The organism is Congzhengia sp. (assembly GCF_037235575.1).
GTDB lineage: Bacteria > Bacillota > Clostridia > UBA1381 > UBA9506 > Congzhengia > Congzhengia minquanensis.
In genome coordinates, this window is record NZ_JAXUNN010000024.1 from 1 (window position 1) to 20,166 (window position 20,166).

The window sequence follows — 20,166 nt, forward strand, 5'->3', positions numbered from 1 at the left end:
AAATAATACAACAGCCCCTAACCGATATTAAACCGTAAGTGCCGCCCGACTGGTTTCCCTGTCGGGCGGCACTTTTGTATCTGTTAAAGTTTTCCATTAATTTAATAAGGTGTGCTCTTATCATTTCGGATGCGTTTGTGCATTCCGCGTTTGATAAAAGGATAAATCAAAAACGGAAGTGAAAAAAATTAAAAACACTCAATCATTAAAAGAGTAAAAAGTGCCGTTTTTGGAAATGGTACATATAGGCGGATTTAAAAATCGAAAGCGTTCGCTGAAAACTTTTGTGAAAGGGTGTTTTTTAGTGCAGACAATTCATTATGTAATAACCGATGAAAACGGAATTCACGCACGGCCGGCCGGGCTGTTTGTAAAGGCGGCGGCCGGGTTTGCGTCCGATATTAAGATTGCGAAAGATAGCAAAGAGGCCGACGCAAAACGTCTGTTCGGCGTAATGGGCCTAGGCGTGAAACAAGGCGATGAAATTGTGGTTACCGTAAACGGCGCTGATGAAACAAAAGCCGCAGAGGCATTAGAATCGTTTTTAAAAGCGAATCTTTAAGTAAATTTAAGCCGCAAACCAAAGGCGGCGGAAAGGTTTGGGATTTTAAATGATTACGATACAGGGCAAGGGCGCGTGCGGCGCAATCGCCATCGGGCGGCTTTCGTTTTTTAAGCGGGGCGAAATCAGCGTAAAGCGCGAGCGGGTAGAGGACACAAAGGCCGAGCTTGAACGGTTTGAAGCGGCAAGGCAGGAGGCACAGTCGCAGCTGCGCGCGCTATATGACAAGGCTTTAATAGAGATCGGAGAAGCCAACGCCCAAATTTTTGACATTCATCAAATGATGTTGGAGGACTTAGATTATATCGACTCTGTTACCAACATCATTGAAAACCAGCAGATGAATGCGGAATATGCTGTGGCGGTGACGGCGGACAATTTCGCCATGATGTTTTCTTCTATGGACGATGAATATATGAAGGAGCGTGCAGCAGACGTGAAAGACGTTTCAAACCGGGTTTTGCGCTGCTTTCAGCAAACGGCAGACGGCACCGTGCTTTCCGGCGACGGTCTAATTATCTGCGCAGACGATTTGGCTCCCAGTGAAACCGTGCAGCTGGACAAGTCGAAGGTGCTGGCGTTTGTAACGCAAAAGGGGTCTTTAAACTCCCACACCGCCATTTTGGCCAGAACAATGAACATACCAGCCGTGATTGGAGCAGGGGAGGCGCTTAATCCGGAGTTTGACGGAAAACCAGCTGTGGTGGACGGCTACACCGGCGAGGTGTTCATTGAACCAGACGCCGACACGCTGGCTCTTTTAAAGCTTAAGCAGCAGGAGGACGAGAAGAAAAAGGCGCTGCTGCAGGAATTAAAGGGCAAGGAAAATATTACGTTAGACGGTAGAAAAATTAATATTTTTGCCAACATTGGCGGCCTTTCCGACATTGGCGCGGTTTTGGTAAACGATGCAGGGGGCATTGGCCTGTTCCGCAGTGAGTTTTTATATTTGGAAAACAACAATTTCCCCTCGGAGGAATTACAGTTTGCCACCTATAAAAAGGTTTTGGAAAGCATGGCAGGGAAAAAGGTTATCATTCGGACGCTAGACATTGGCGCGGACAAAAAAATTGAATATTTCGATTTAGACGCTGAGGAAAATCCGGCGTTGGGCTACCGCGCTATCCGCATTTGCCTCACCCGGCAGGATATTTTTAAAACCCAGCTCCGGGCGCTCTACCGTGCTTCTGTTTTCGGAAATCTTTCCATTATGTTTCCCATGATTATTGCCAGGGAAGAAATTTTGGAAATTAAAAAGATTATAAATGAAGTAAAAATTGAGCTTGCGGCAGAAAACGTGCCGTTTTCAGACGACGTGGAAATTGGCATTATGATTGAAACGCCGGCGGCGGCTGTGATTTCGGATATATTAGCCCCCGAGGTGGACTTTTTCAGTGTGGGCACTAACGACTTAACGCAATATACGCTGGCAATTGACCGGCAGAACCCTAAACTGGACGGTTTTTACGATCCCCACCACGAGTCGGTACTGCGGCTGATTCAGTTTGCCGCAGACAGCGCTCACAAAAACGGAAAATGGATTGGTATTTGCGGCGAACTGGGTGCGGACCTTTCTTTAACGGAACGGTTCTTAAAGATGGGAATTGACGAGCTTTCGGTTTCCCCCTCCCTCGTTTTAAGTTTAAGGGACAAGGTGCGCAATAGCTCCTGTAAATAAAAGAATGCCGCCCCTGATTTTGGGGGCGGCGTTTTTGCAAGGAAGAAAGGCGGCGACGCTGATACAAGCGCCTCCGCCTTTCCTTGTTAGGGGTTTTATCAATTAAGGGGTAGGGATCCATTGAAAATGACTGCCGGTATTTGCCGGCTGTTAGTGAATTCTATTCGTACAGCAGGGGCTTGATTTCGTCGGTGTCGATGTTCGACTTGTCATACCAAGCGTAGCCTGTGTCGATTAGCTTGTCAACAGATTCGCCGTTCATTGCTTTTACAGCAGCCTCAACAGCCTTGTAGCCAATCTGAATGGGGTTCTGGGTAACTGCACCTAAAGCTGTGCCGTTTCTCACTGCGTCGGTTTGCTTTTTGCCGGAGTCGAAGCCCACAACTGTGATAGAATCTGCCTTGTTCAGCTCTTCAACTGCCATGATAACGCCAACGGCAGAACCTTCGTTTGCACCGTAGAGGCCCTTTAAGTCGGGGTTTGCGGCAATAATGCTCTTTGCAGCTTCGGCAGATTTTAAGTGGTCACCGTCGCCATACTGAATATCTACAATTTGAATGTCAGGATAAGCCGACTCAATTCTGTTTTTAAACCCGTCGCGGCGTTCCTGGCCTGTGGTTGAGGTTTGGTCGTGTACCACCATGCCAATTTTGCCAGATTTGCCAATGGCTTCTGCCAGCTTGTCGGCTGCCGCCGCAGAGGCTGCAATGTTGTCGGTTGCGGCGGTTGCCACAACTGCGTCTGATTCAACGCCGGAGTCGAAGCCAATTACCGGAATGTTCTGAGATTTCGCCATGTCCAGCGAGGTTGCAAGAGCTTTTGAGTCAAGCGCCGCAATGCAAATTGCTTTCGGGCTTTTGCTCAGTGCATTGTTCACCATGTCTACCTGCTTGTCGATCTGGGCTTCTGTTTCCGGACCTTCAAAAGTGATGGATACGTTATAGTCTTTTGCCGCCTGCTCTGCGCCCTGTTTTACGGCCTGCCAGAACTGATGCTGAAAGCCTTTTGCCACAACGGCAATATAGGGTTTTCCATCCTGCGGAGTGGGTGCTCCGCCGCTGTTTGTTCCACAACCTGCCAGCAGGCCAACAGAAACTGCCGCCGCCATGGAAAGCGCCATTAGTCTTTTTTTCATAGAAATCGTCCTCCTTAAATTTTTAAAATTTCATTATGCTTGTTTTCTTTTTCTTAAAATGTCAATGTAAACCGCAAGAATTACAACACCACCGATTACAACAGTTTGCCACTCCTGGGGAACTGCCATAATTTTCAGCCCGCTGGTTAAAACCGACATGATAAACGCACCGATTACCGTTCCCAAAATGGTGCCGGAGCCGCCGGAAAGCGATGTTCCGCCAATTACCACCGCTGCGATTGCTTCAAGCTCGTAGCCCTGGCCCAAAGCCGGCTGCGCCGAGCCTAAACGGGACGACATGAGCATGCCTGCAACACCGCAGAATGCGCCTGCCACCATGTAGATGATGGTGAGCCATTTTTTTACGTTTACGCCGGAAAGCCTGGTTGCTTCTTCGTTGCTGCCGATTGCAAAATCGTAGCGTCCCAGCAGGGTTTTGTTTAAAAGAAAGGTTGCTAAAATGGCTGCGGCTACAAAAATGAGCACCGCGTTAGGAATTCCGGGAATGATGTTGCCCAACGCTATTTTGTTCCAGCCGTCGGGATAATATACAGGTTTTGCGCCGGAGAGCACCAGTGACAGGCCCTTTGTTACCATCATCATGCCCAGGGTTGCGATAAACGGCGGAATTTTCAGCCGCGATACCAGTGTACCGGAGATGAGGCCAACCAAAGCGCCGGTTAAAACGCAGACCAAAACGGCCAGGGGAAGCGGGAAGCCTAAGTTCACCGCAGTAATGCCGCCTACAACAGACGCAAACGTCATGGTTGTTCCGATAGAAAGGTCAATTCCGCCCGTTACGATGATAAACGTAACGCCGATTGCCAAAACGCCGTTCACACAGGTCGACAGCAAAATGGAAACCAGGTTGCTGGGGGTGAAAAAGTATGGGCTGGCGACGGAGAAGAAAATCATCAGTAAAATGAGCGTTCCGAACGCAAAGAACTTCTGCGCACCGGCGGAATGAAAGAATTTTGAGAATTTATTTTCTTGATTCATTTTTATTTCCTCCTTCTTTATTGTCTCATTGTTGCATATTTCATAATTTTTTCCTGGTCAGCCTCGCTGATGTCCAGCGTACCGGTGATGCGGCCCTCACACATGACCACAACCCTGTCGCTCATCCTTAAAATTTCAGGAAGCTCGGAAGAAATCATGATGATGGATTTTCCCTGTTCTGCCAGGTCGGTTAAAAGCTTGTAAATTTCACTTTTCGCGCCTACGTCGATACCGCGGGTAGGCTCGTCGAAAATTAAAATGTCACAGTCGCGGCACAGCCATTTCGCAATGACCACTTTTTGCTGGTTGCCGCCGGATAAGTTGCCTACCAGCTGTTTTGTGGAGGGGGTTTTGGTTTTTAGCATATCCACATATTTTTTTGCAGCCTCGGCCGCTTTTTTGTCGTTTACAATGCCGCCAGTGTTAAAGTTTTCATAGTTTGCCAAAACGGTGTTGGCCTCAATGTTCATTCCCAATGCCAGGCCGAACTGCTTTCTGTCTTCAGAAAGATAGCCAATGCCGTGCTTCACGGCGTCTTTGGGTGAACGTATGTGGGCTTTTTTACCGTTAATGAAAATTTCGCCGGAGTCGATTTTATCCGCTCCGAACACGGCCCTGGCGGTTTCGGTACGCCCTGCGCCCATGAGGCCAGCGAAGCCTAGAATTTCACCCCTGCGGAGGGAGAAGGAAACGTCTTTCACCTCTTTGCCGGCGTTTAGGTTTTTCACTTCCAGCACCACGTCGTTGCCCTTAACGTGAGAGGCTTCTTTGGGGGGCTCATAAATGGTTCTGCCCACCATGAGGCGAATGATTTCATCCATGCTGGTTTCGGCGGTTGTTTTTGTGGCGATATATTCGCCGTCGCGCATTACGGTGATGCGGTCTGAAATTTCAAACAGCTCCTCCATGCGGTGGGAGATATACACAATGCCCACGCCCTGCTCTTTCAGCCCCGCAATAATTTTGAACAGCTCGCGAATTTCCGATTCGGTGAGGGCTGCAGTAGGTTCGTCCATAATCAAAATTTTCGAGTTAAACGAAAGCGCTTTTGCAATTTCAATCATTTGCTGTTTGGCAACGGTTACGTCGCGCACTTTGGTTTTAGGGTCTAAGTCCAGATTTAACAGTTCAAACAGGCTTTTTGCCGCGCGGTTTTGTTTCGATTCGCTCAGGTATAGGCCGCCCAGCTTGGTTGCTTCTCTGCCAATAAAAATGTTCTGTGCTGCCGTTAAGTCTGGCATTAGGTTCAATTCTTGGTGAATGATGGAAATTCCTAAATTTTGGGCTTCTTTCGGCGTGGTGACGTTGATTTCTTCACCGTTGTATAAAATGGTGCCGCCGTCTTTGCCATATACGCCGGTGAGAATTTTCATCAGCGTGGATTTGCCTGCGCCGTTTTCTCCAATCAGGGCGTGAATTTCGCCTTTTTTCAGGTCGAAATGGCAGTTCTTTAAAGCGTGAACGCCGGGGAACCGCTTTTCAATGCCCGTCATTTCAAGCATTACACCCATTTTTAATCACCTCTCCTTTTCGTTTTGCTTGGCTTATACTTTTATTATAGTGATTTTTGTCGGAATTGAAATAGAAATTCTAACACAAAAAGTTGAAATTTTTATGATAAAAGGGTTGTTTGTACTTGGGCAATATGGTAAACTATAATCAAATTCGTTTCATTAGGAGACTTTTCATGGACGGAAAAAAAGGTATTCACCCATCGGTAGGCGTGGGTATTTTATCGGTTCTTCTGATTTTTATATTTTTATTTATGCTTATCAACGCGTCAACTCTGCGGGCTGCTCTGCACGATAGCACGGAAAATTATGCTTTGGACATGTCCTCCCAGCTTGCCGGAGACATTTCCAGCCGTATGAAAGCCGTTCAGATGGAAATGAAGCTGATGGCAGACTCGATTTCCATGGTGAGCGGAACAGACAAAGAGCTTGCAGAATTTATTGAAAGAAAGTCTGAAATTTCGGGCTTTGACGCAATGGCTTTTTTGGGAGCGGACGGCAGGGCGGTGCCTGCTGACTTTTCTTTCAGTATGTTTCAGGAGGGGATTGACGCCTCTTTCCGCGGGGAAATGCGGGTAACTGCCTATACGGAGGGGCAAAATGTGCTGTACACCGTTCCGGTGTATAAAAACAATCAGATAACAGGCGTTTTGGCAGGTTTGCGCAACAAAGCAAACATGCAGGCGCTCATTCAGCCAACGAGCTTTGAAGGCAGGGGTTTGACCTGTATTGTTGACAGCGACGGCAAGGTGATTATCTCGCCAACAGACATTAAACCCTTTTTAACGCTGGACACAGTCTTCCATGAAAGCGGGAAATCAGAAGCTTCGCGGGCTGTGATGGAAATGAAAGAGGATTTGGAGAACCGCAAAGAGGGCGTGTTCCGTTTCATGGCCGTTAGCGGGGAAGAATTGTTTCTTTCCTATCACGCGCTAACGGTGAACGACTGGACGCTGCTAACCTTAATTCCTGCCGACCTGATTTCGGGCCGGGCGGAGAAATATATTTTCTACTCTTTTTTAATCATTGGTTTCATTGTGGTGATTTTCGGTCTGTTCATTTTTGCCGTGTCCCGGTTTTACGCGAAAAGCCGCAGACGTTTAGAGCAGATTGCCTATGTAGACAGTGTTACCGGCGGCAGGAACAACGCGGCGTTTCGTGAGGCATATATGAAGCTGACGGAAGCGGAGCCGCCTCCGTTTACGATTGTTCTGTTTAATATTAAGAACTTTAAGCTGATTAACGAGAATTTTGGAACCGAGCAAGGGGATAAAACTCTGCGCTATGTTTATGAAACTTTGAGCGGCATGTTAAAGCCAGGTGAAATTGTGGCCCGCAGTTCGGCGGACAACTTCTTTTTGTGCCTAAAAGAGCATAGCAGAGAAGTGATTTCGGCCCGGCTTGAGGAGATGACAAAGGAGTTAAACCGGTTTAGTAAACTGATTGAAACGCCTTACCACCTTACGGTTTTAAAGGGAGCGTATATTGTAGAGGATTTGAGTTTAGATATTACTATTATTCAGGACAGGGCACGCATAGCGTATCAGAGTAGGCTTGACGGCGAAAATACGGACTGCGCCTTTTACGACGCCGCTTATACAGAGCGTATGAAAGAGGAGCAGGAGCTGGAACAGGCCTTTGAGCCGTCGCTGGAAAATCACGATTTTACACTGTATTTACAGCCAAAGGTGCGGCTAAAAGATGGGCAGGTTGGCGGGGCAGAGGCGCTGGTGCGCTGGAACCACCCGGAACGGGGCATGATAAGCCCGGGGATGTTTATTCCACTGTTTGAGCAAAGCGACAAAATTTGCCGGTTAGACCGCTATATGTTTGAGCAGGCGTGTGTTTGTTTGGAGCGGTGGATAGAAAGCGGCAATAAGCCTATTCCCATTTCTGTGAACCTTTCAAGGCGGCACTTTGACGACCCGAACTTTTTAACGTGGTTTTCTGAAACGGCACAACGGCACAACATTCCAAGAGGAATTTTAGAGTTTGAGCTGACAGAGTCGATTTTCTTCGATAATTTAAAAATTAACATTGTGAAACAGCGTATCCGCCAGATGCACGAGCTGGGGTTTCAGTGTTCGCTGGACGATTTTGGTTCTGGTTATTCGTCTTTGGGGCTGGTGAAAGAGTTTGACATTGATGCGATTAAGCTTGACCGCAGATTTTTTAAAGACATTGAAGACCAAAAGTCCCGGGACGTGATAGACTGCCTCATCACACTTTCTAAAAAACTGGGGCTCACCTCTGTGGCGGAGGGAATTGAAACAGAGGAACAGCTTAGCTATATGCAAACGGTGGGCTGTGACCTGGTGCAGGGCTTTATATTTTCAAGGCCCCTGCCGGTTGAAGAATTTGAAACATGGTGGGAAAAGAAAAACCGCGGGACAAGTTAAGTCCTGCGGTTTTATTTGTTTATTTCAGAATTGTCAGTTCGGCCCAGCAGATAGTCTACGGAACAGCCCAAGTAGTCTGCGATTTTAGCTAAATTATCGGCTCTTGGAATTGTGCCGCTTGTAAAATGCGACATGGTGCTGTGCCCCATGCCGCACGTTTCAAACATCTCCTGCAAAATAATTTTTCTTAATTTTGCTATATGTTTAATTCTTTTTGCAATGTCGTATGAATTATACATAAATTGGCCGTCCCCCTAATTAGTGATTAATTTCAGGATTATCGGTTCGGCCCAGCAGATAGTCTACGGAGCAGCCTAAATAATCCGCGATTTTGGCCAAGTTACTGCTAAGCGGCGTGCGCCCGCTGTTCATATTTGAAAGTGTGTTTTCTGCAAGTCCACACGCTTCCAGCATATCTTTTAAGACAATTTTTTTCATTCTGGCTGTTTTTTTTATTCTCTTAGAGTTGAACTGACTCATACATAATAGACCAGCCTCATTTTATAATTTTATAAAATGGTGTGACTTTGGTTCGTTGGTTCGACCCAGCAAATAGTCGACGGAGCAGTCTAAGTAGTCCGCTATTTTGGCGAGCGTATCACTTTTAGGTACAGAACCGTGATTCATATGTGAAATAGTGTTAATCCCCAAATTACAGGCAGATAGCATTTCATTTAACGTAATCTTTTTTGATTTTGCTATTTTTTTAATTCTCTTAGATATTTGCATTGCCTCATACATAAGAAATAACCTCATTTATTTTTGATGTAATTCAGTATCGTCTGTTCGTCCCAAAAGATAATCGACGGAGCAACCTAAATAATCTGCGATTTTTGCCAAGTTATCGGCTCTTGGTATTGAGCCACCGCACTGCATTGAAGACAGAGCATTTTTGTTTAAACCACATTTATTTAACAAGTCTTTAATAGCGACATTGTTTGCCTTTGCTATCAATTTAACACGTTTCGCGATATTCTCAGATTGATACACAAATTGCCGCCCCCTATTTTTAGTGGTTAATTTCAGGATTATTTGTTCGTCCTAAAAGGTAATCTACTGAACAGCCAAGTTCATCAGCAATTTTTGCTAAATTGTCAGCCCTTGGAATAGAGCCAGCTTTTATGTGGGAAATCGTATTTTTGCCTAATCCGCAGTTTTCCAAAATTTTATTTAGAGAAAGGTCATTACTGTAGGCCTGAATTTTAATTCTGTCTGCGATATTGTTTGATTTATACAATTTTAACACCTCAATTTTGTTCAAATTTAACAAAACCCCAAAAATGGATAAAAATGTATTGACAATACCTAAATTTGGGGATATAATATAAACATAACCAAAAAAGAGCAGAATATTCCCCAAGTGTTATTTCATTGTACGTAGCAGTTCAATTATATCATTGCGGAAAAATTTTGTCAAGTTTTGGTTACATGCGGGAAAGAAATGAAGTATAAAATCCACAGGACATCTCTTTCCCGCAATCATAAATCCCCTATAGGTGCGACTTTCCGACGCCGCATCTTTACCCTTTTAAGATTATGGGAGATCAAAACGGAAAGCCTTGAAGGGGCAGTGTGCGTGTTTGCGAGTGTGCTTTGGATATGCTTTATGTGTGTGTATTTGTGTGTGAATGTGTGAGTGTGTGAGTGCGTGCGTGTGCGGCGAAAGCGCCCCTGTCAAGGCGCAGAAAACAGGCTTCGGCCTGTTTTTTGTTTTTTACTCCATAAACAGAACAAAAACTTTTGTTTTCTTCGTCATACATGTTTTCCCGGGTAATTACCCGCTTTTTTTATGTCCGTTTTTCAATAAATTCATCAATCATGTTCATATATCGCATCACGTCTTCGTCCTTTGAACGGTAGCCTTGCAGCAGGAATGCGTGCTCTGCGCCGTGCAGCGGAATATATTCGCAGTCGTTTTTTTGCTGCTTCATACTGTCGCAGTAACGCTCTGTAATTTTGCAGTTTACTACAGTGTCGCTGTCGCCGTGCAGGAGCAAAAGCGCAGGCTTTATTTTTTGAATATGAAAAGCAGGCGAGGCCTTAATAAAATCCTGCTCTGTTTTTGCAATGTGTTTCCAGCTTGGTTCGGTGCAGTCTAAAACCGGGTTGGCGGCAACCACCATGTCTGCGTTTATGCTGTCGTCTATGCCGAGCATCAGGCTTAAGTGGCCGCCGGCAGAGTCGCCCATTAAAATTAGCCGCGTTGTTTCGGTTTGCCGGCGTATGAAGGCAACCGCATCCTTGCAGTCGTCAATTAAATCGAATACGGTTGTGGTTTCGTCAAAGTCGATGGAGCGGTAGGAAAACACAGCGGCAGTAAAGCCCTTGCTTACATAATACTGCGCCTGAAAATTCATCCAGCTGCCGTCCCAGGTGACTGCGTCTTCTTTCACGGCATACCAGCTTCCGCCGTGAATTGCAATTACAAGGGTTTGCTTGTTTTTGTTATCCTCGGGAACATAAATTTCCACCGGCAGCCGAACGCCGTTCACGGTCTTATAGGAACAATCTATGCCCGGTTTAATTTGCTTTAAACGATTTATTTCAGCTTTTAATTCGTTCATTGCTTGTCACCTCTTTTTTATTATACAAAAACGCGGCTTATTTTTCAACCACTTTTGCCGCGTGTGTTGACAATTTGTTTGGGCTGGGATATAATTATTTTAAATATTGAAAAAAAGGGGAGACACGAAAATGAAAAAGAAACTGTTATTGCTGGCCTTAGCGGCTGTTATGGCCATGCTTTCCTGCTATGCAGTGTTTGCTGAAGAAGGGAAGCCCACGCTGTTTATTGTGGGTGACGGCGTAGCCGCCGCCCAGGGCGCGGACAAATTTCCGCAGCAGGGCTGGGGCGAATATGTGGCGGACGTGGTAACGAATATTACGGTGGAAAACTGCGCTGAAAATGAGGAGAATTTGGCTTCTTATGTTGAAAACGGCGCATGGCAGGAGGTTTTGCCCCGTGTGACTGCAGGTGATTTTGTGATGGTGGCGTTCGGCGCAGACAGCGTTGATCCCGCAAAAAGCGAAAACTATTACAGCGCATATCTGTTAAAGCTGGCACAGGGCATAAAAGCGGCAGGCGCGCAGGGCATTTTTGTTACACCTGCGGCTGTTGGCAGCACCATTGATGCGAACAATCGGCTGAACCCGCTAATTAACAGCGTGAAATCTGTGGCCGCAAGCTTTGGATTTACGGTGGCAGATTTGAACGGCAGAATGCGGGAAAATTACAAGGACTATCAGGGCACGGAAAAGGACGGAAAGGTGAGGACCTCATACGACGCGCTGTTTTTGTCTAAAAGCCAGCTTTCCTATTTTGAGCAGATTGGCGCCGTAAGCGATTCGGCAAAACAGGCGGCAGAAAACAAAGATTACATTCATTTCAGTGCAACCGGTGCAAAGTTTGCGGCAAACCTGGTTGCAAAAGAACTGTTTGAAAAGGAAAATCCCTTCAAACAATATACAAAAGACGTAACCGACCCCAAGCAGAGAACGGTGCGCTATGACGTCATTTCCAAAATGCGTGAGGGAAATTTAAACGGCGTTTTCTTCGACGGAATGGAATATAACGGCCTGCCCACTCAGGTGTTTGCCTATGTGGGGCTGCCGGAGGGCGCTTCTGCGGAAAACAAAGTGCCCGCAATGGTGCTGACTCACGGCGCTGCCGGGCATGCGTATAAAGATTGGGTGCAGCTTTGGAACAAAAAGGGCTATGCGGCAATTTCGTTTTACTGGAGAGAGCCGGATGCAAAAAATGACAACACCATGCCGGACGGTTCGGCGCTTCAATATAACCCCGGCCCCCGGCGTTCAGACATCAGTGATACGGCACTGCAAGGCGAAAAAGAAGACCAGTTTATGTATCACGCGACGTCTGACATCAGCCTTTCCTATAACCTTTTAAACGCCATGCCGGAGGTGCAAAAAGATCAAATTGGTTTAACCGGCATTTCCTGGGGCGGCATTATCGCAAGCCGCGGTATGGGTGAGGATACCAGATTTCAGTTTGCAATGCCGGTTTACGGCTGCGGCAATCTGCCTATGAGCACGGGCACCATTCATCCCACCAGTGTTTGGGACGGAAAATATACCTTTAAAAATACGGTTGATGCAAACATGCCTGTCTTTTGGATCAATGTGTCTAACGACACGTTTTTCTCACTGCATGCCACTACACAGTGTGCTTTAGAAACCAACTCAGACGTGCTGATTATTTTAGGCGGCGGCCATTCGCAGCAGCACGGTTCAGGCGGAACCGGCGAGATTGACGAGCTGTTTTCCTATGCCGACCACATGCTGAAAGGCGGCCCGGCGCTGCCAAAACTGAGTAAAATTTCGTTAAGCGGCAGAACCGCGTCGTTCACCTGTGAAGCAGAAGCAGGACTGGAAAAAGCGAGGCTGATTTACAACACCACAGGAATGGTGTATGGAAACGGAGCCGGAAGCCAGGCCACCACCGAATGGACAACGGTGGACTTAAATCCGAAAACGGGGAAAATAAGCGTTTCTGTTCCGGCAAATGCTAAGGGCTTTTATGTTGAGGTGACAGATAAGAACAAAAACCGCATGACCACGGAATATTTAGAGTTTCATTAAAGAAGGTTTTTGGCATGGAAAAAAAGTTTATTTTGCAGGCAGATTATAATTTCGGATGGAATTATATATTGGCAAATCCTGATGTTAATGCTGCTGAAAAATTGGAGAAATGTTATTTTTATAATATTGATAAGCTTGGCATGAAAGTAGATGCGATTTTGTGGGAAAGTCATTGCTTTCTTCCACAGGAGTGCGAGAGCAACAACACAGACATTTATCAATGTTTTAAAGGACGCGGTATTGACATGATGCAGGTTTTAATTGATGCATGCCATAAACGGGGAATTGAAAGTATATTTCATCACAGAATTTCCGAGGTTGACAGCTCTCATGTGAAAAAGTTAAAGGGAAAAGATGGCTGGAACAAAACGAAACTTTCCCATCCTGATTGGATTATTAAAACTTGGTGGCGCGAAGGGCATTGGAATTTTGCTTCGGAGGGCCTGCGTCAATTTAAGCTGGATTATATCACAAGTATTATGCGGAAATATAATTTTGATGGGATTTGTATTGATTTTTCGAGACATTTGCCCTGCCTGCCGGTGGGAAGGCAATGGGAGGAGCGGCATTGTTTAACGCAGTTTATGTGCGATTTAAAAAATCGCATAAAAAGAATTAGTCCGGCAATAAAAATTGGAGCAAAGGTTCCGGAAAATAACAGAGTTTGTCATGATGATGGCTTTGACGTGGAAAGTTGGATTCAAAAGGATGCTGTAGATTTTCTTGTACTTGGTTCTCGAAGTGTAACCGTTGAAGTGGATTGGTATAAACAAATTACTATGGGACACGATGTTATGCTTTATCCCTGCTGGGACGTACACCACTCGTCTGATGCGCTCCATTTTATGCCAAAAGAGTTTTACAGGGGCCTCATTTTAAATTGGTTTTACAAGGGCGCAGACGGCATAGTGGGGTTTAATTTCGCTCCGGCGCCTGTAAATGAAATGAAAAAAATCGGCGTTGACCAGGCGTCTTCTGGCGATGCTTATGAAGAAGGCCAGGATTTTAAGGAATATTATGAAAGCTATATAGAATCGCAGGATGCGAACAAAAAAAGAAAATATGTGGCTGAACGGCGCGGCGGTTATCCTTATATAACCGGAAGTTTTACCACAAACTGTTACGCTCCGCTGCCTGCAGAGATTCCCAATGACGGAGGTTTCGTGGATATTCCTGTTGAAACGATTGGTGATTTTGGTGGGAGAAAAGCTACCGTAAAGCTGTTGATATCTAATGCCAAAGAGGGCATTGACCATTTTGCAGTTTTGGTTAACGGCGCAGAACGAAAGAATATTTCCGAAAATTTTCATTTCATAGACAGGCAAATATTTTGGCCTGAGCCGCAAAAACCATCAGGAAGAACTTATTGCATGACAGATAATCCGTCTGAACTGTTGGTTCTTTCCGAATGTTTTGACGGCTGTCTTTTGTCGGATAAAACCATTGTATCCGTTGCGGTAATTGACAGAACAGATTACATTCTGGACAATATAACGGTAGAACGGGTGGAACTGATAATAGACGGCGAAACATAAAAAGAGCAAAAAAGTCCGGTGCAGAAAAATTTCTGCACCGGACTAAATTTATATTAATAGTTTTCAGCGCGCACTTCAAAATAGCTTTGAGGGTGTGCGCAAACAGGACAAACCTGAGGCGCTTTTTTGCCGATTACCAAATGTCCGCAGTTGCGGCACTCCCACATAGTTTCCTCGCTCTTTTCAAACACCTTTTGCATCTCAACATTGGAGAGCAGGGCGCGGTATCTGTCCTCGTGGGACTTCTCAATTACGGCAACGGCGCGGAATTTAGCAGCCAGCTCTGTAAAGCCCTCTTCTTCTGCATCTTTTGCAAAACCGGCATACATATCTGTCCATTCATAGTTTTCACCGTCGGCGGCAGCGGCTAAATTTTTCGCTGTGTCGCCAAGCTCGCCCAGTGCCTTAAACCACATTTTTGCATGTTCTTTTTCGTTGTCCGCCGTTTTCTGAAAAATAGCGGAAATTTGTTCATATCCCTCTTTTTTTGCAACACTTGCAAAGTATGTATACTTGTTTCTTGCCTGGCTTTCTCCTGCAAATGCCGCCATTAAGTTTGCTTCTGTTTTTGAACCTTTTAATTCCATCATCAAAACACTCCTTTACATAAATTTTAATTTATTCATTTGTTACTTTGTAGCCCAGCTGTTCCCATGTTTTGGAAAGGTTATCAATTAAATCACGCTTTTTGTGGCCAATCCAATTGCTGTCGGTGTCGGTGTAAGTTACAACGTTTCCCTCAATTTTTAAGTCGGCCGCGTTTGCTTTTTGCTTTTCTTCAAAAATTGTTTTTGCCTGTGCTTCGTCGGCAAAGTGCATTTCATAGGTGATTGACTCTAACGTGCTGTTGGGAAAATTGTATGTTAAAACATCATAGTTACCGTTGGTTTCCGGTGTTGTCACAATGAGCCTGCCATTGCTGTTTCCATATCCTTCTGAATAGGAAGGAACAATTAACGATCCGTCTTCAGTGGTCTGAACGCCTTCGTCCGATTCAGTGGCCTCAGTGTTGTAAGACGGTTGTGCAGGGTCTGTGTTTTCTTGATTTTTATTTCCGCCGCAGCCTGAAACCGTTAAAAGTGCTGCGCATATTAAAATAAAGCCAATTAATTTTTTCATAGTATTCAACCTTTCTGCAGTATCAACAAAATTTTGCAATTAAATTTATTATACCACACGATTTTTATAATTTCAATGCAAATTTTGTGAACAAATTATATGGAACATGAACTTATTTTATGGTATAATACCTTTAAATGATATGAATGTGAGAGCGTTTTATGAACAGACAGAAAAGAATCATTGCAATTAACGATATATCGTGCTTTGGGAAATGCTCCTTAACAGCGGCCATTCCAATTTTGAGCGCGGCGGGCATTGAAACCTGTGTGCTGCCAACGGCGGTTTTGTCATCCCACACAGGTTTTTCGGGATATACGTTCCGCGATTTAACTGACGATTTACTGATGGAAGCCGAACACTGGAAGTCGCTGGGACTGACGTTTGACGGAATTTACACAGGATATTTAGCCTCGAAGAGGCAGGTGTCCTGCGTTGAAAAAATCATGGAACTGTTGCCGTCAGAGTTTGTTTTGGTTGACCCTGTAATGGGGGATAACGGCAGGCTGTATGACGGGTTTGATGAGTCTTTTGCCAAAGAGATGAAACGGCTGCTTCAAAAAGCAGACATAATTGTTCCCAACGTGACGGAGGCGGCGTTTTTAACTGATGTGCCGTTTGAAAGCGGGACGCATTCACAAGACTACATCGAGACCATGATTGAAAAGCTAAAACCTGTGTGCCGGGGGCAGATTGTTCTGACAGGCATTCATTCAGGGCCGCAAAAAGTGGGCACGGCAGTGTGGGACGGCGTTCGGCTGGAAATAATTGAAACCGAAAAAATCGACGTTTTTTACAGCGGCACAGGCGACGTATTTGCAAGCGCGCTGGCAGCGGCTGTAATGCTTGGAAAAGACACAAAAAAAGCGGCCGAAATTGCGGCCGAATATGTAATTGACTGTATTTTAAAAACCAGAAAAACATCAGGCGACAGAAGCTATGGGGTGAACTTTGAACTGTGCACAAAAGAGCTTTTGGCCGCTTTGGGACTACTATCATAAAAATACAAAAAAGTCCCCAGGGTGCCGTGTTGTTCGATTTATTTTTACCTGCCTAAGCAGGTGGGTATCCTCTCATCTGCTTTACATGTCCCCTGGCCGCGTATCCGCGGGGGGCATATGCGCCACAGACGAAGTTAGATTCCCTTATAAAAAATGTTGGTAAAATAAAAATCGTAAATCACGAACATCCCAGGGAGGCTCTTTTGTTAAACTTATTATACCACCGGCGCAATAAAATATCAATACATTTTTTGTTTTGTTACAAAGATTTAAAAATTAAAACGTCCGGTTCTTTATGGAGGTTTTGTTTTGATTGACACATTAGCAATTTTTAAAAACAGGGTGCCGGATTTTAACCGTCTATTGGCCAATGGGTTTGCAAAATCAGACGGCGGCTATCAAAATTCATATGAACTGCTTAACGGTGAGTTTGAAATGGAGATTTTTGTGTCTGACGCGGGAAAAGTTTCTGTTAAGGTTTTCGACGCGTTTCTTCGGGAGGAATATGTTTTGGTGCATATGCCGGGCGCCGGAGGCGGGTTTGTGGGAACTGTCACAGCGGCCTGTGAGGAAGTGCTGGTAAAAATTGCTGAACGCTGTTTTTATTATGAGGTTTTTAAAACCGAGCAGGCAAAACAGATTATGGAATATGCAGAAAAGACCTATGGCGATGAACTGGAATTTTTGTGGAGCAAGCTGCCGGATAACGCAATTTTAAGAAGGAAGGACACGCAAAAGTGGTATGCTGCGTTTCTAAAAGTGCCAAAAACAAAACTTGGACTTGATGGTTCTGAAATCGTTGAAATTTTAGACCTGCGCGCCCTGCCGGAGGAAATTGAACAAATTGTTGATGGGAAACGCTTTTTTGGGGGATACCACATGAATAAAAAACACTGGTACACAATCTGCTTAAACGGCTCCGTTCCTATCTGCGAAATTTTAAGCCGGATTGATGCAAGCTATCAATTGGCAAAAAAGAAATAAAAAGAAAGCCGCAGCTTTTGTGCTGCGGCTTTTAAATTTGAACCTATTCTTCCCAGTTGTGCCAAACGCTTTGCACGTCGTCGTTATCTTCTAAACTATCAATAAGTTTGCCCATAAACAAAAGGTCTTTTTCATCTGTTAACGTCACAGTGGTTTGCGGAATTTGTTCAATTTCAGCAGAAGCAAACGAATAACCCTTTTTCTCCAGCGCGTCGCGCACGTTGCTGAAATTATCTGTTGAGGTCAAAATTTCAAAACAGTCTTCGTTGGCGGTAAAATCCTCTGCGCCGGCGTCCAGCGCGTCCATCATAACGGCGTCTTCTTCTAATTCTTCCTCCGAATTGTCAATAATGATAACGCCTTTTTTGTCGAACAGAAAGCTTACGCAGCCGTTTTGGCCAAGATTGCCGCCAAACTTGTCAAAATAGTGCCGAAGGTCGCCTGCCGTGCGGTTTCTGTTGTCCGTCAGCGTTTCCACAATTACGGCAACGCCGCTGGGACCGTATCCCTCATAGGTAATTTCTTCATAGTTGTCCGCTCCAAGCTCGCCGGAGGCCTTTTTAATGCATCGGTCAATGTTATCGTTGGGCATGTTATTTGCCTTTGCTTTGGCAATGACGTCGCGAAGCTTGGAATTCGATTCGGGGTCCGGGCCGCCCGCTTTTACAATCACGGTGATTTCACGTCCCAGTTTTGTGAAAATCTTACCCTTTTTCGCGTCGGATTTCTCCTTTTTATGTTTGATGTTTGCCCATTTGGAATGTCCTGACATATCATCGCTCCTAAACTTTAATTTTGTATAATTTTTTATAATAATCGTAAAATAAATAAAAATCCATTTTGAAAGGAAATTAAAACGATGCAATATCTTATTGTGTTCTGTGTAGGCGGGCTTCTTTGCGCCATTGCACAGGTGTTAATAGACAAATTTAAACTCACCCCGGCCAGAATTTTGGTTATCTACGTCACGGCGGGTGTATTTTTAACCTTAATCGGCGTGTATAAACCGTTGGTAGAATTTGCAGGTGCAGGCGCCACTGTTCCGCTGACGGGTTTTGGATATACCTTGGCGAAAGGCGCAGCAAAGGGTGTGCAGGACCACGGTTTTTGGGGAATTTTTTCCGGCGGCGTAACAGGCTCTGCCGCAGGAATTGCCGCAGCCGTTGTGTTTGGCTTTGTCATGGCCTTAATTTTCAAGCCAAAGGCTAAAAAATAAATCCCATTTCCGCCATGCTGTAAAACCGGTTCCCCGCAACTATTATGTGGTCGGCCACGGCAACGTCAATGCCCTTTAAAATCTCTGCCAGCTTTTTCGTTGTGTTTTTATCGGCAGCAGAGGGCATTAGCGTGCTGTGGGGATGGTTGTGCGCAAAGACAACGTTTTTCGCGTTGTGCTTAATCACCTCTGCAACAACCAGACGTGGATAAGCCTCAATCCTGTCAATGGTGCCCTTGGCTATGATGCCGCTCCAATGAACGCGCCGGTTTGCGTCCAGACAGATTAAAGCAAACTCTTCGTTCACCTTGCCTTTTAAAAGAGAAACTGCATATTGGCCAATGCTTTCGGTGTCGTGCAGCAAATTGTCCCTGTCGCATTTCGATTTTTCGTAAACGCGGGAAAGGTGCGGCACCATGGAAAGGAGCGTTGCGCTGCTTTCACTCAGGCCCGGAAGCTTGGCCAGCTCAGACACGTCTGCCTCAAACACGTTTGCAATTGAGTTATATTCGTTCAAAATGGAATGTGCCAAAGGATTGGTGTCGCGTCTGGGGATAGCGTAGTAAAGCAGCATTTCCAAAACCTCGTGTTCAGCAAAACCGTCGAAACCGTGTTCTGAAAAGCGTTTTCGCATGCGTTCGCGGTGATTTTTGTGAATTGCATCGTCCATTTCGCTCAAGCACACATCCTTTATAAAAACATATATTTTATTTTACACTTTTTTTCAGAAAATTTCAACCTTTTTTCACAAATTTAAGATGTTTGCCAAAAAGCCGCTGTGTCAAAACAGAATTTTCAGAATATAATGTTATATAGAATGAAAGCGGCGGTGAAAGTATGCAAAGATGTCTTGTAACATTTGTGTCGCAGACTGCGGCATTTCGGTTTAAACGGCTGGCGGAGGATAACGGACTTTTTGTTAAAATTATTCAAACGCCAAAGGAATTGAGCCGCGGCGGCTGTTCCTATGCGGCGAAATGCGCAAGGGGCGACGCTTTAAAGCTTACTTCCCTGTGCCGCAGAAACGGGGTTGGCTACAGCAGGATATTTGCTGAATTTACCGACACCAGCGGCAGAAGAAGCTATGAAGAAATAAGGTAAATTAAAAAACCGGGCTTTTCAATTCTGAAAAGTCCGGTTTTGTTTATTCGCTTTCCGCCATGCGATATCCAACGCCTGGCTCTGTGAACAGATATTCCGGCTCGGCAGGGTTTTTCTCTAACTTGCGCCTCAGGTTTGCCATGTTTACCCGGAGGGTTTTGTTGTCTTCGCTGGCATAAGGACCCCAAATTTCTTTTAAAATATAGTCGTAGGTCAGCACCTTGCCCGAATATTTAGACAAAAGCTCAATAATTTTAAATTCAATATTTGTCAGGTGCACAGCTTCTTCTCGTACGGTTACCATATATTTTTCAAAATCGACTTTTA

General features: G+C 45.2%; 23 protein-coding genes and 1 other RNA gene. 9 read left to right on the forward strand and 15 right to left on the reverse strand.

The window, feature by feature from the left end; genetic code table 11:
- Positions 1-304: 304 nt before the first annotated feature.
- Positions 305-562 carry an HPr family phosphocarrier protein gene (locus tag WIG73_RS04280; RefSeq protein WP_249313240.1) on the forward strand — a complete coding sequence of 86 codons (258 nt, stop codon included), beginning with the start codon at positions 305-307 and terminating at the stop codon, positions 560-562.
- Positions 563-611: 49 nt separating this feature from the next.
- Positions 612-2,240, forward strand: coding sequence for a phosphoenolpyruvate--protein phosphotransferase (gene ptsP / locus WIG73_RS04285; RefSeq protein ID WP_249313242.1), 1,629 nt, complete (start codon positions 612-614; stop codon positions 2,238-2,240).
- 160 nt (positions 2,241-2,400) lie between these two features.
- On the opposite strand, the gene WIG73_RS04290 is transcribed toward ptsP, so the two are convergent.
- Genes WIG73_RS04290 through WIG73_RS04300 form a run of 3 tightly spaced genes read right to left on the reverse strand, consistent with a single transcriptional unit; the run spans position 2,401 to position 5,885 of the window.
- Positions 2,401-3,375: an ABC transporter substrate-binding protein gene (locus WIG73_RS04290; RefSeq protein ID WP_249313244.1), complete on the reverse strand. Its 975-nt coding sequence runs from the start codon at positions 3,373-3,375 to the stop codon at positions 2,401-2,403.
- 33 nt (positions 3,376-3,408) lie between these two features.
- Positions 3,409-4,374 (reverse strand): ABC transporter permease, encoded by a 966-nt coding sequence (locus WIG73_RS04295; protein WP_177678148.1) that lies wholly within the window; start codon positions 4,372-4,374, stop codon positions 3,409-3,411.
- A gap of 17 nt (positions 4,375-4,391) precedes the next feature.
- Entirely contained in the window at positions 4,392-5,885 is a 1,494-nt protein-coding gene (locus WIG73_RS04300; protein WP_249313246.1) for a sugar ABC transporter ATP-binding protein, read from the reverse strand.
- Between the two features lie 176 nt (positions 5,886-6,061).
- Between WIG73_RS04300 and WIG73_RS04305 the strand changes: the two genes are divergently transcribed.
- The gene (locus tag WIG73_RS04305) at positions 6,062-8,284 is read left to right on the forward strand and encodes an EAL domain-containing protein (protein ID WP_337399431.1); all 2,223 of its coding nucleotides are present in this window, start codon (positions 6,062-6,064) and stop codon (positions 8,282-8,284) included.
- 11 nt (positions 8,285-8,295) lie between these two features.
- Here WIG73_RS04305 and WIG73_RS04310 read toward each other — a convergent pair whose 3' ends face one another.
- The 6 genes from WIG73_RS04310 to WIG73_RS04335 all read right to left on the reverse strand — a co-directional run bounded on the left by WIG73_RS04310 (position 8,296) and on the right by WIG73_RS04335 (position 10,848).
- Positions 8,296-8,523 carry a helix-turn-helix transcriptional regulator gene (locus WIG73_RS04310; RefSeq protein WP_249313251.1) on the reverse strand — a complete coding sequence of 76 codons (228 nt, stop codon included), beginning with the start codon at positions 8,521-8,523 and terminating at the stop codon, positions 8,296-8,298.
- Between the two features lie 19 nt (positions 8,524-8,542).
- A complete protein-coding gene (locus WIG73_RS04315) occupies positions 8,543-8,764 on the reverse strand; it encodes a helix-turn-helix transcriptional regulator (protein ID WP_249313253.1) in 222 nt (73 codons plus the stop codon).
- 21 nt (positions 8,765-8,785) lie between these two features.
- Positions 8,786-9,040: a helix-turn-helix transcriptional regulator gene (locus WIG73_RS04320; protein WP_337399433.1), complete on the reverse strand. Its 255-nt coding sequence runs from the start codon at positions 9,038-9,040 to the stop codon at positions 8,786-8,788.
- A complete protein-coding gene (locus WIG73_RS04325) occupies positions 9,041-9,274 on the reverse strand; it encodes a helix-turn-helix transcriptional regulator (protein ID WP_249313260.1) in 234 nt (77 codons plus the stop codon).
- 19 nt (positions 9,275-9,293) lie between these two features.
- The gene (locus WIG73_RS04330) at positions 9,294-9,545 is read right to left on the reverse strand and encodes a helix-turn-helix transcriptional regulator (protein ID WP_249313262.1); all 252 of its coding nucleotides are present in this window, start codon (positions 9,543-9,545) and stop codon (positions 9,294-9,296) included.
- Between the two features lie 526 nt (positions 9,546-10,071).
- Positions 10,072-10,848 carry a prolyl oligopeptidase family serine peptidase gene (locus WIG73_RS04335; RefSeq protein ID WP_249313264.1) on the reverse strand — a complete coding sequence of 259 codons (777 nt, stop codon included), beginning with the start codon at positions 10,846-10,848 and terminating at the stop codon, positions 10,072-10,074.
- A gap of 130 nt (positions 10,849-10,978) precedes the next feature.
- Here WIG73_RS04335 and WIG73_RS04340 point away from each other — a divergent pair, with 130 nt between their 5' ends.
- Both WIG73_RS04340 and WIG73_RS04345 read left to right on the forward strand, forming a co-directional pair.
- Positions 10,979-12,883 (forward strand): dienelactone hydrolase family protein, encoded by a 1,905-nt coding sequence (locus tag WIG73_RS04340; protein WP_249313266.1) that lies wholly within the window; start codon positions 10,979-10,981, stop codon positions 12,881-12,883.
- A 14-nt stretch (positions 12,884-12,897) separates the two neighbouring features.
- Complete coding sequence (locus tag WIG73_RS04345) at positions 12,898-14,418, forward strand: family 10 glycosylhydrolase (protein ID WP_249313268.1); 1,521 nt, start codon at positions 12,898-12,900, stop codon at positions 14,416-14,418.
- Positions 14,419-14,471: 53 nt separating this feature from the next.
- Here the strand turns inward: WIG73_RS04345 and rbr are convergent, their stop codons facing one another.
- Positions 14,472-15,005, reverse strand: a complete 534-nt coding sequence (gene rbr, locus WIG73_RS04350; RefSeq protein ID WP_177680994.1) for a rubrerythrin — start codon at positions 15,003-15,005, stop codon at positions 14,472-14,474.
- 31 nt (positions 15,006-15,036) lie between these two features.
- Positions 15,037-15,537, reverse strand: a complete 501-nt coding sequence (locus WIG73_RS04355) for a hypothetical protein (RefSeq protein ID WP_249313272.1) — start codon at positions 15,535-15,537, stop codon at positions 15,037-15,039.
- Between the two features lie 161 nt (positions 15,538-15,698).
- Between WIG73_RS04355 and WIG73_RS04360 the strand changes: the two genes are divergently transcribed.
- On the forward strand, positions 15,699-16,538 hold the full coding sequence (locus tag WIG73_RS04360; protein WP_249313274.1) for a pyridoxamine kinase: 840 nt from the start codon (positions 15,699-15,701) through the stop codon (positions 16,536-16,538).
- Positions 16,539-16,547: 9 nt separating this feature from the next.
- On the opposite strand, the gene ssrS is transcribed toward WIG73_RS04360, so the two are convergent.
- A non-coding RNA gene (gene ssrS, locus WIG73_RS04365) (6S RNA) lies at positions 16,548-16,737 on the reverse strand.
- Positions 16,738-16,847: 110 nt separating this feature from the next.
- On the opposite strand from ssrS, the gene WIG73_RS04370 reads away from it, so the two are divergent.
- Positions 16,848-17,522 carry an MmcQ/YjbR family DNA-binding protein gene (locus tag WIG73_RS04370; protein ID WP_249313276.1) on the forward strand — a complete coding sequence of 225 codons (675 nt, stop codon included), beginning with the start codon at positions 16,848-16,850 and terminating at the stop codon, positions 17,520-17,522.
- Positions 17,523-17,565: 43 nt separating this feature from the next.
- On the opposite strand, the gene WIG73_RS04375 is transcribed toward WIG73_RS04370, so the two are convergent.
- Positions 17,566-18,294, reverse strand: a complete 729-nt coding sequence (locus tag WIG73_RS04375) for a YebC/PmpR family DNA-binding transcriptional regulator (RefSeq protein ID WP_249313279.1) — start codon at positions 18,292-18,294, stop codon at positions 17,566-17,568.
- Positions 18,295-18,381: 87 nt separating this feature from the next.
- On the opposite strand from WIG73_RS04375, the gene spoVAE reads away from it, so the two are divergent.
- A complete protein-coding gene (spoVAE, locus tag WIG73_RS04380; protein WP_177680978.1) occupies positions 18,382-18,738 on the forward strand; it encodes a stage V sporulation protein AE in 357 nt (118 codons plus the stop codon).
- Here spoVAE and WIG73_RS04385 read toward each other — a convergent pair.
- Complete coding sequence (locus tag WIG73_RS04385; protein WP_249313412.1) at positions 18,728-19,408, reverse strand: JAB domain-containing protein; 681 nt, start codon at positions 19,406-19,408, stop codon at positions 18,728-18,730. The genes spoVAE and WIG73_RS04385 overlap by 11 nt on opposite strands.
- A gap of 167 nt (positions 19,409-19,575) precedes the next feature.
- Between WIG73_RS04385 and WIG73_RS04390 the strand changes: the two genes are divergently transcribed.
- Positions 19,576-19,839, forward strand: coding sequence for a DUF3343 domain-containing protein (locus WIG73_RS04390; protein ID WP_249313281.1), 264 nt, complete (start codon positions 19,576-19,578; stop codon positions 19,837-19,839).
- A 43-nt stretch (positions 19,840-19,882) separates the two neighbouring features.
- Here WIG73_RS04390 and WIG73_RS04395 read toward each other — a convergent pair.
- Positions 19,883-20,166 (reverse strand): response regulator transcription factor (locus WIG73_RS04395; protein ID WP_337399435.1); only part of this gene is annotated, 284 nt, incomplete at its 5' end.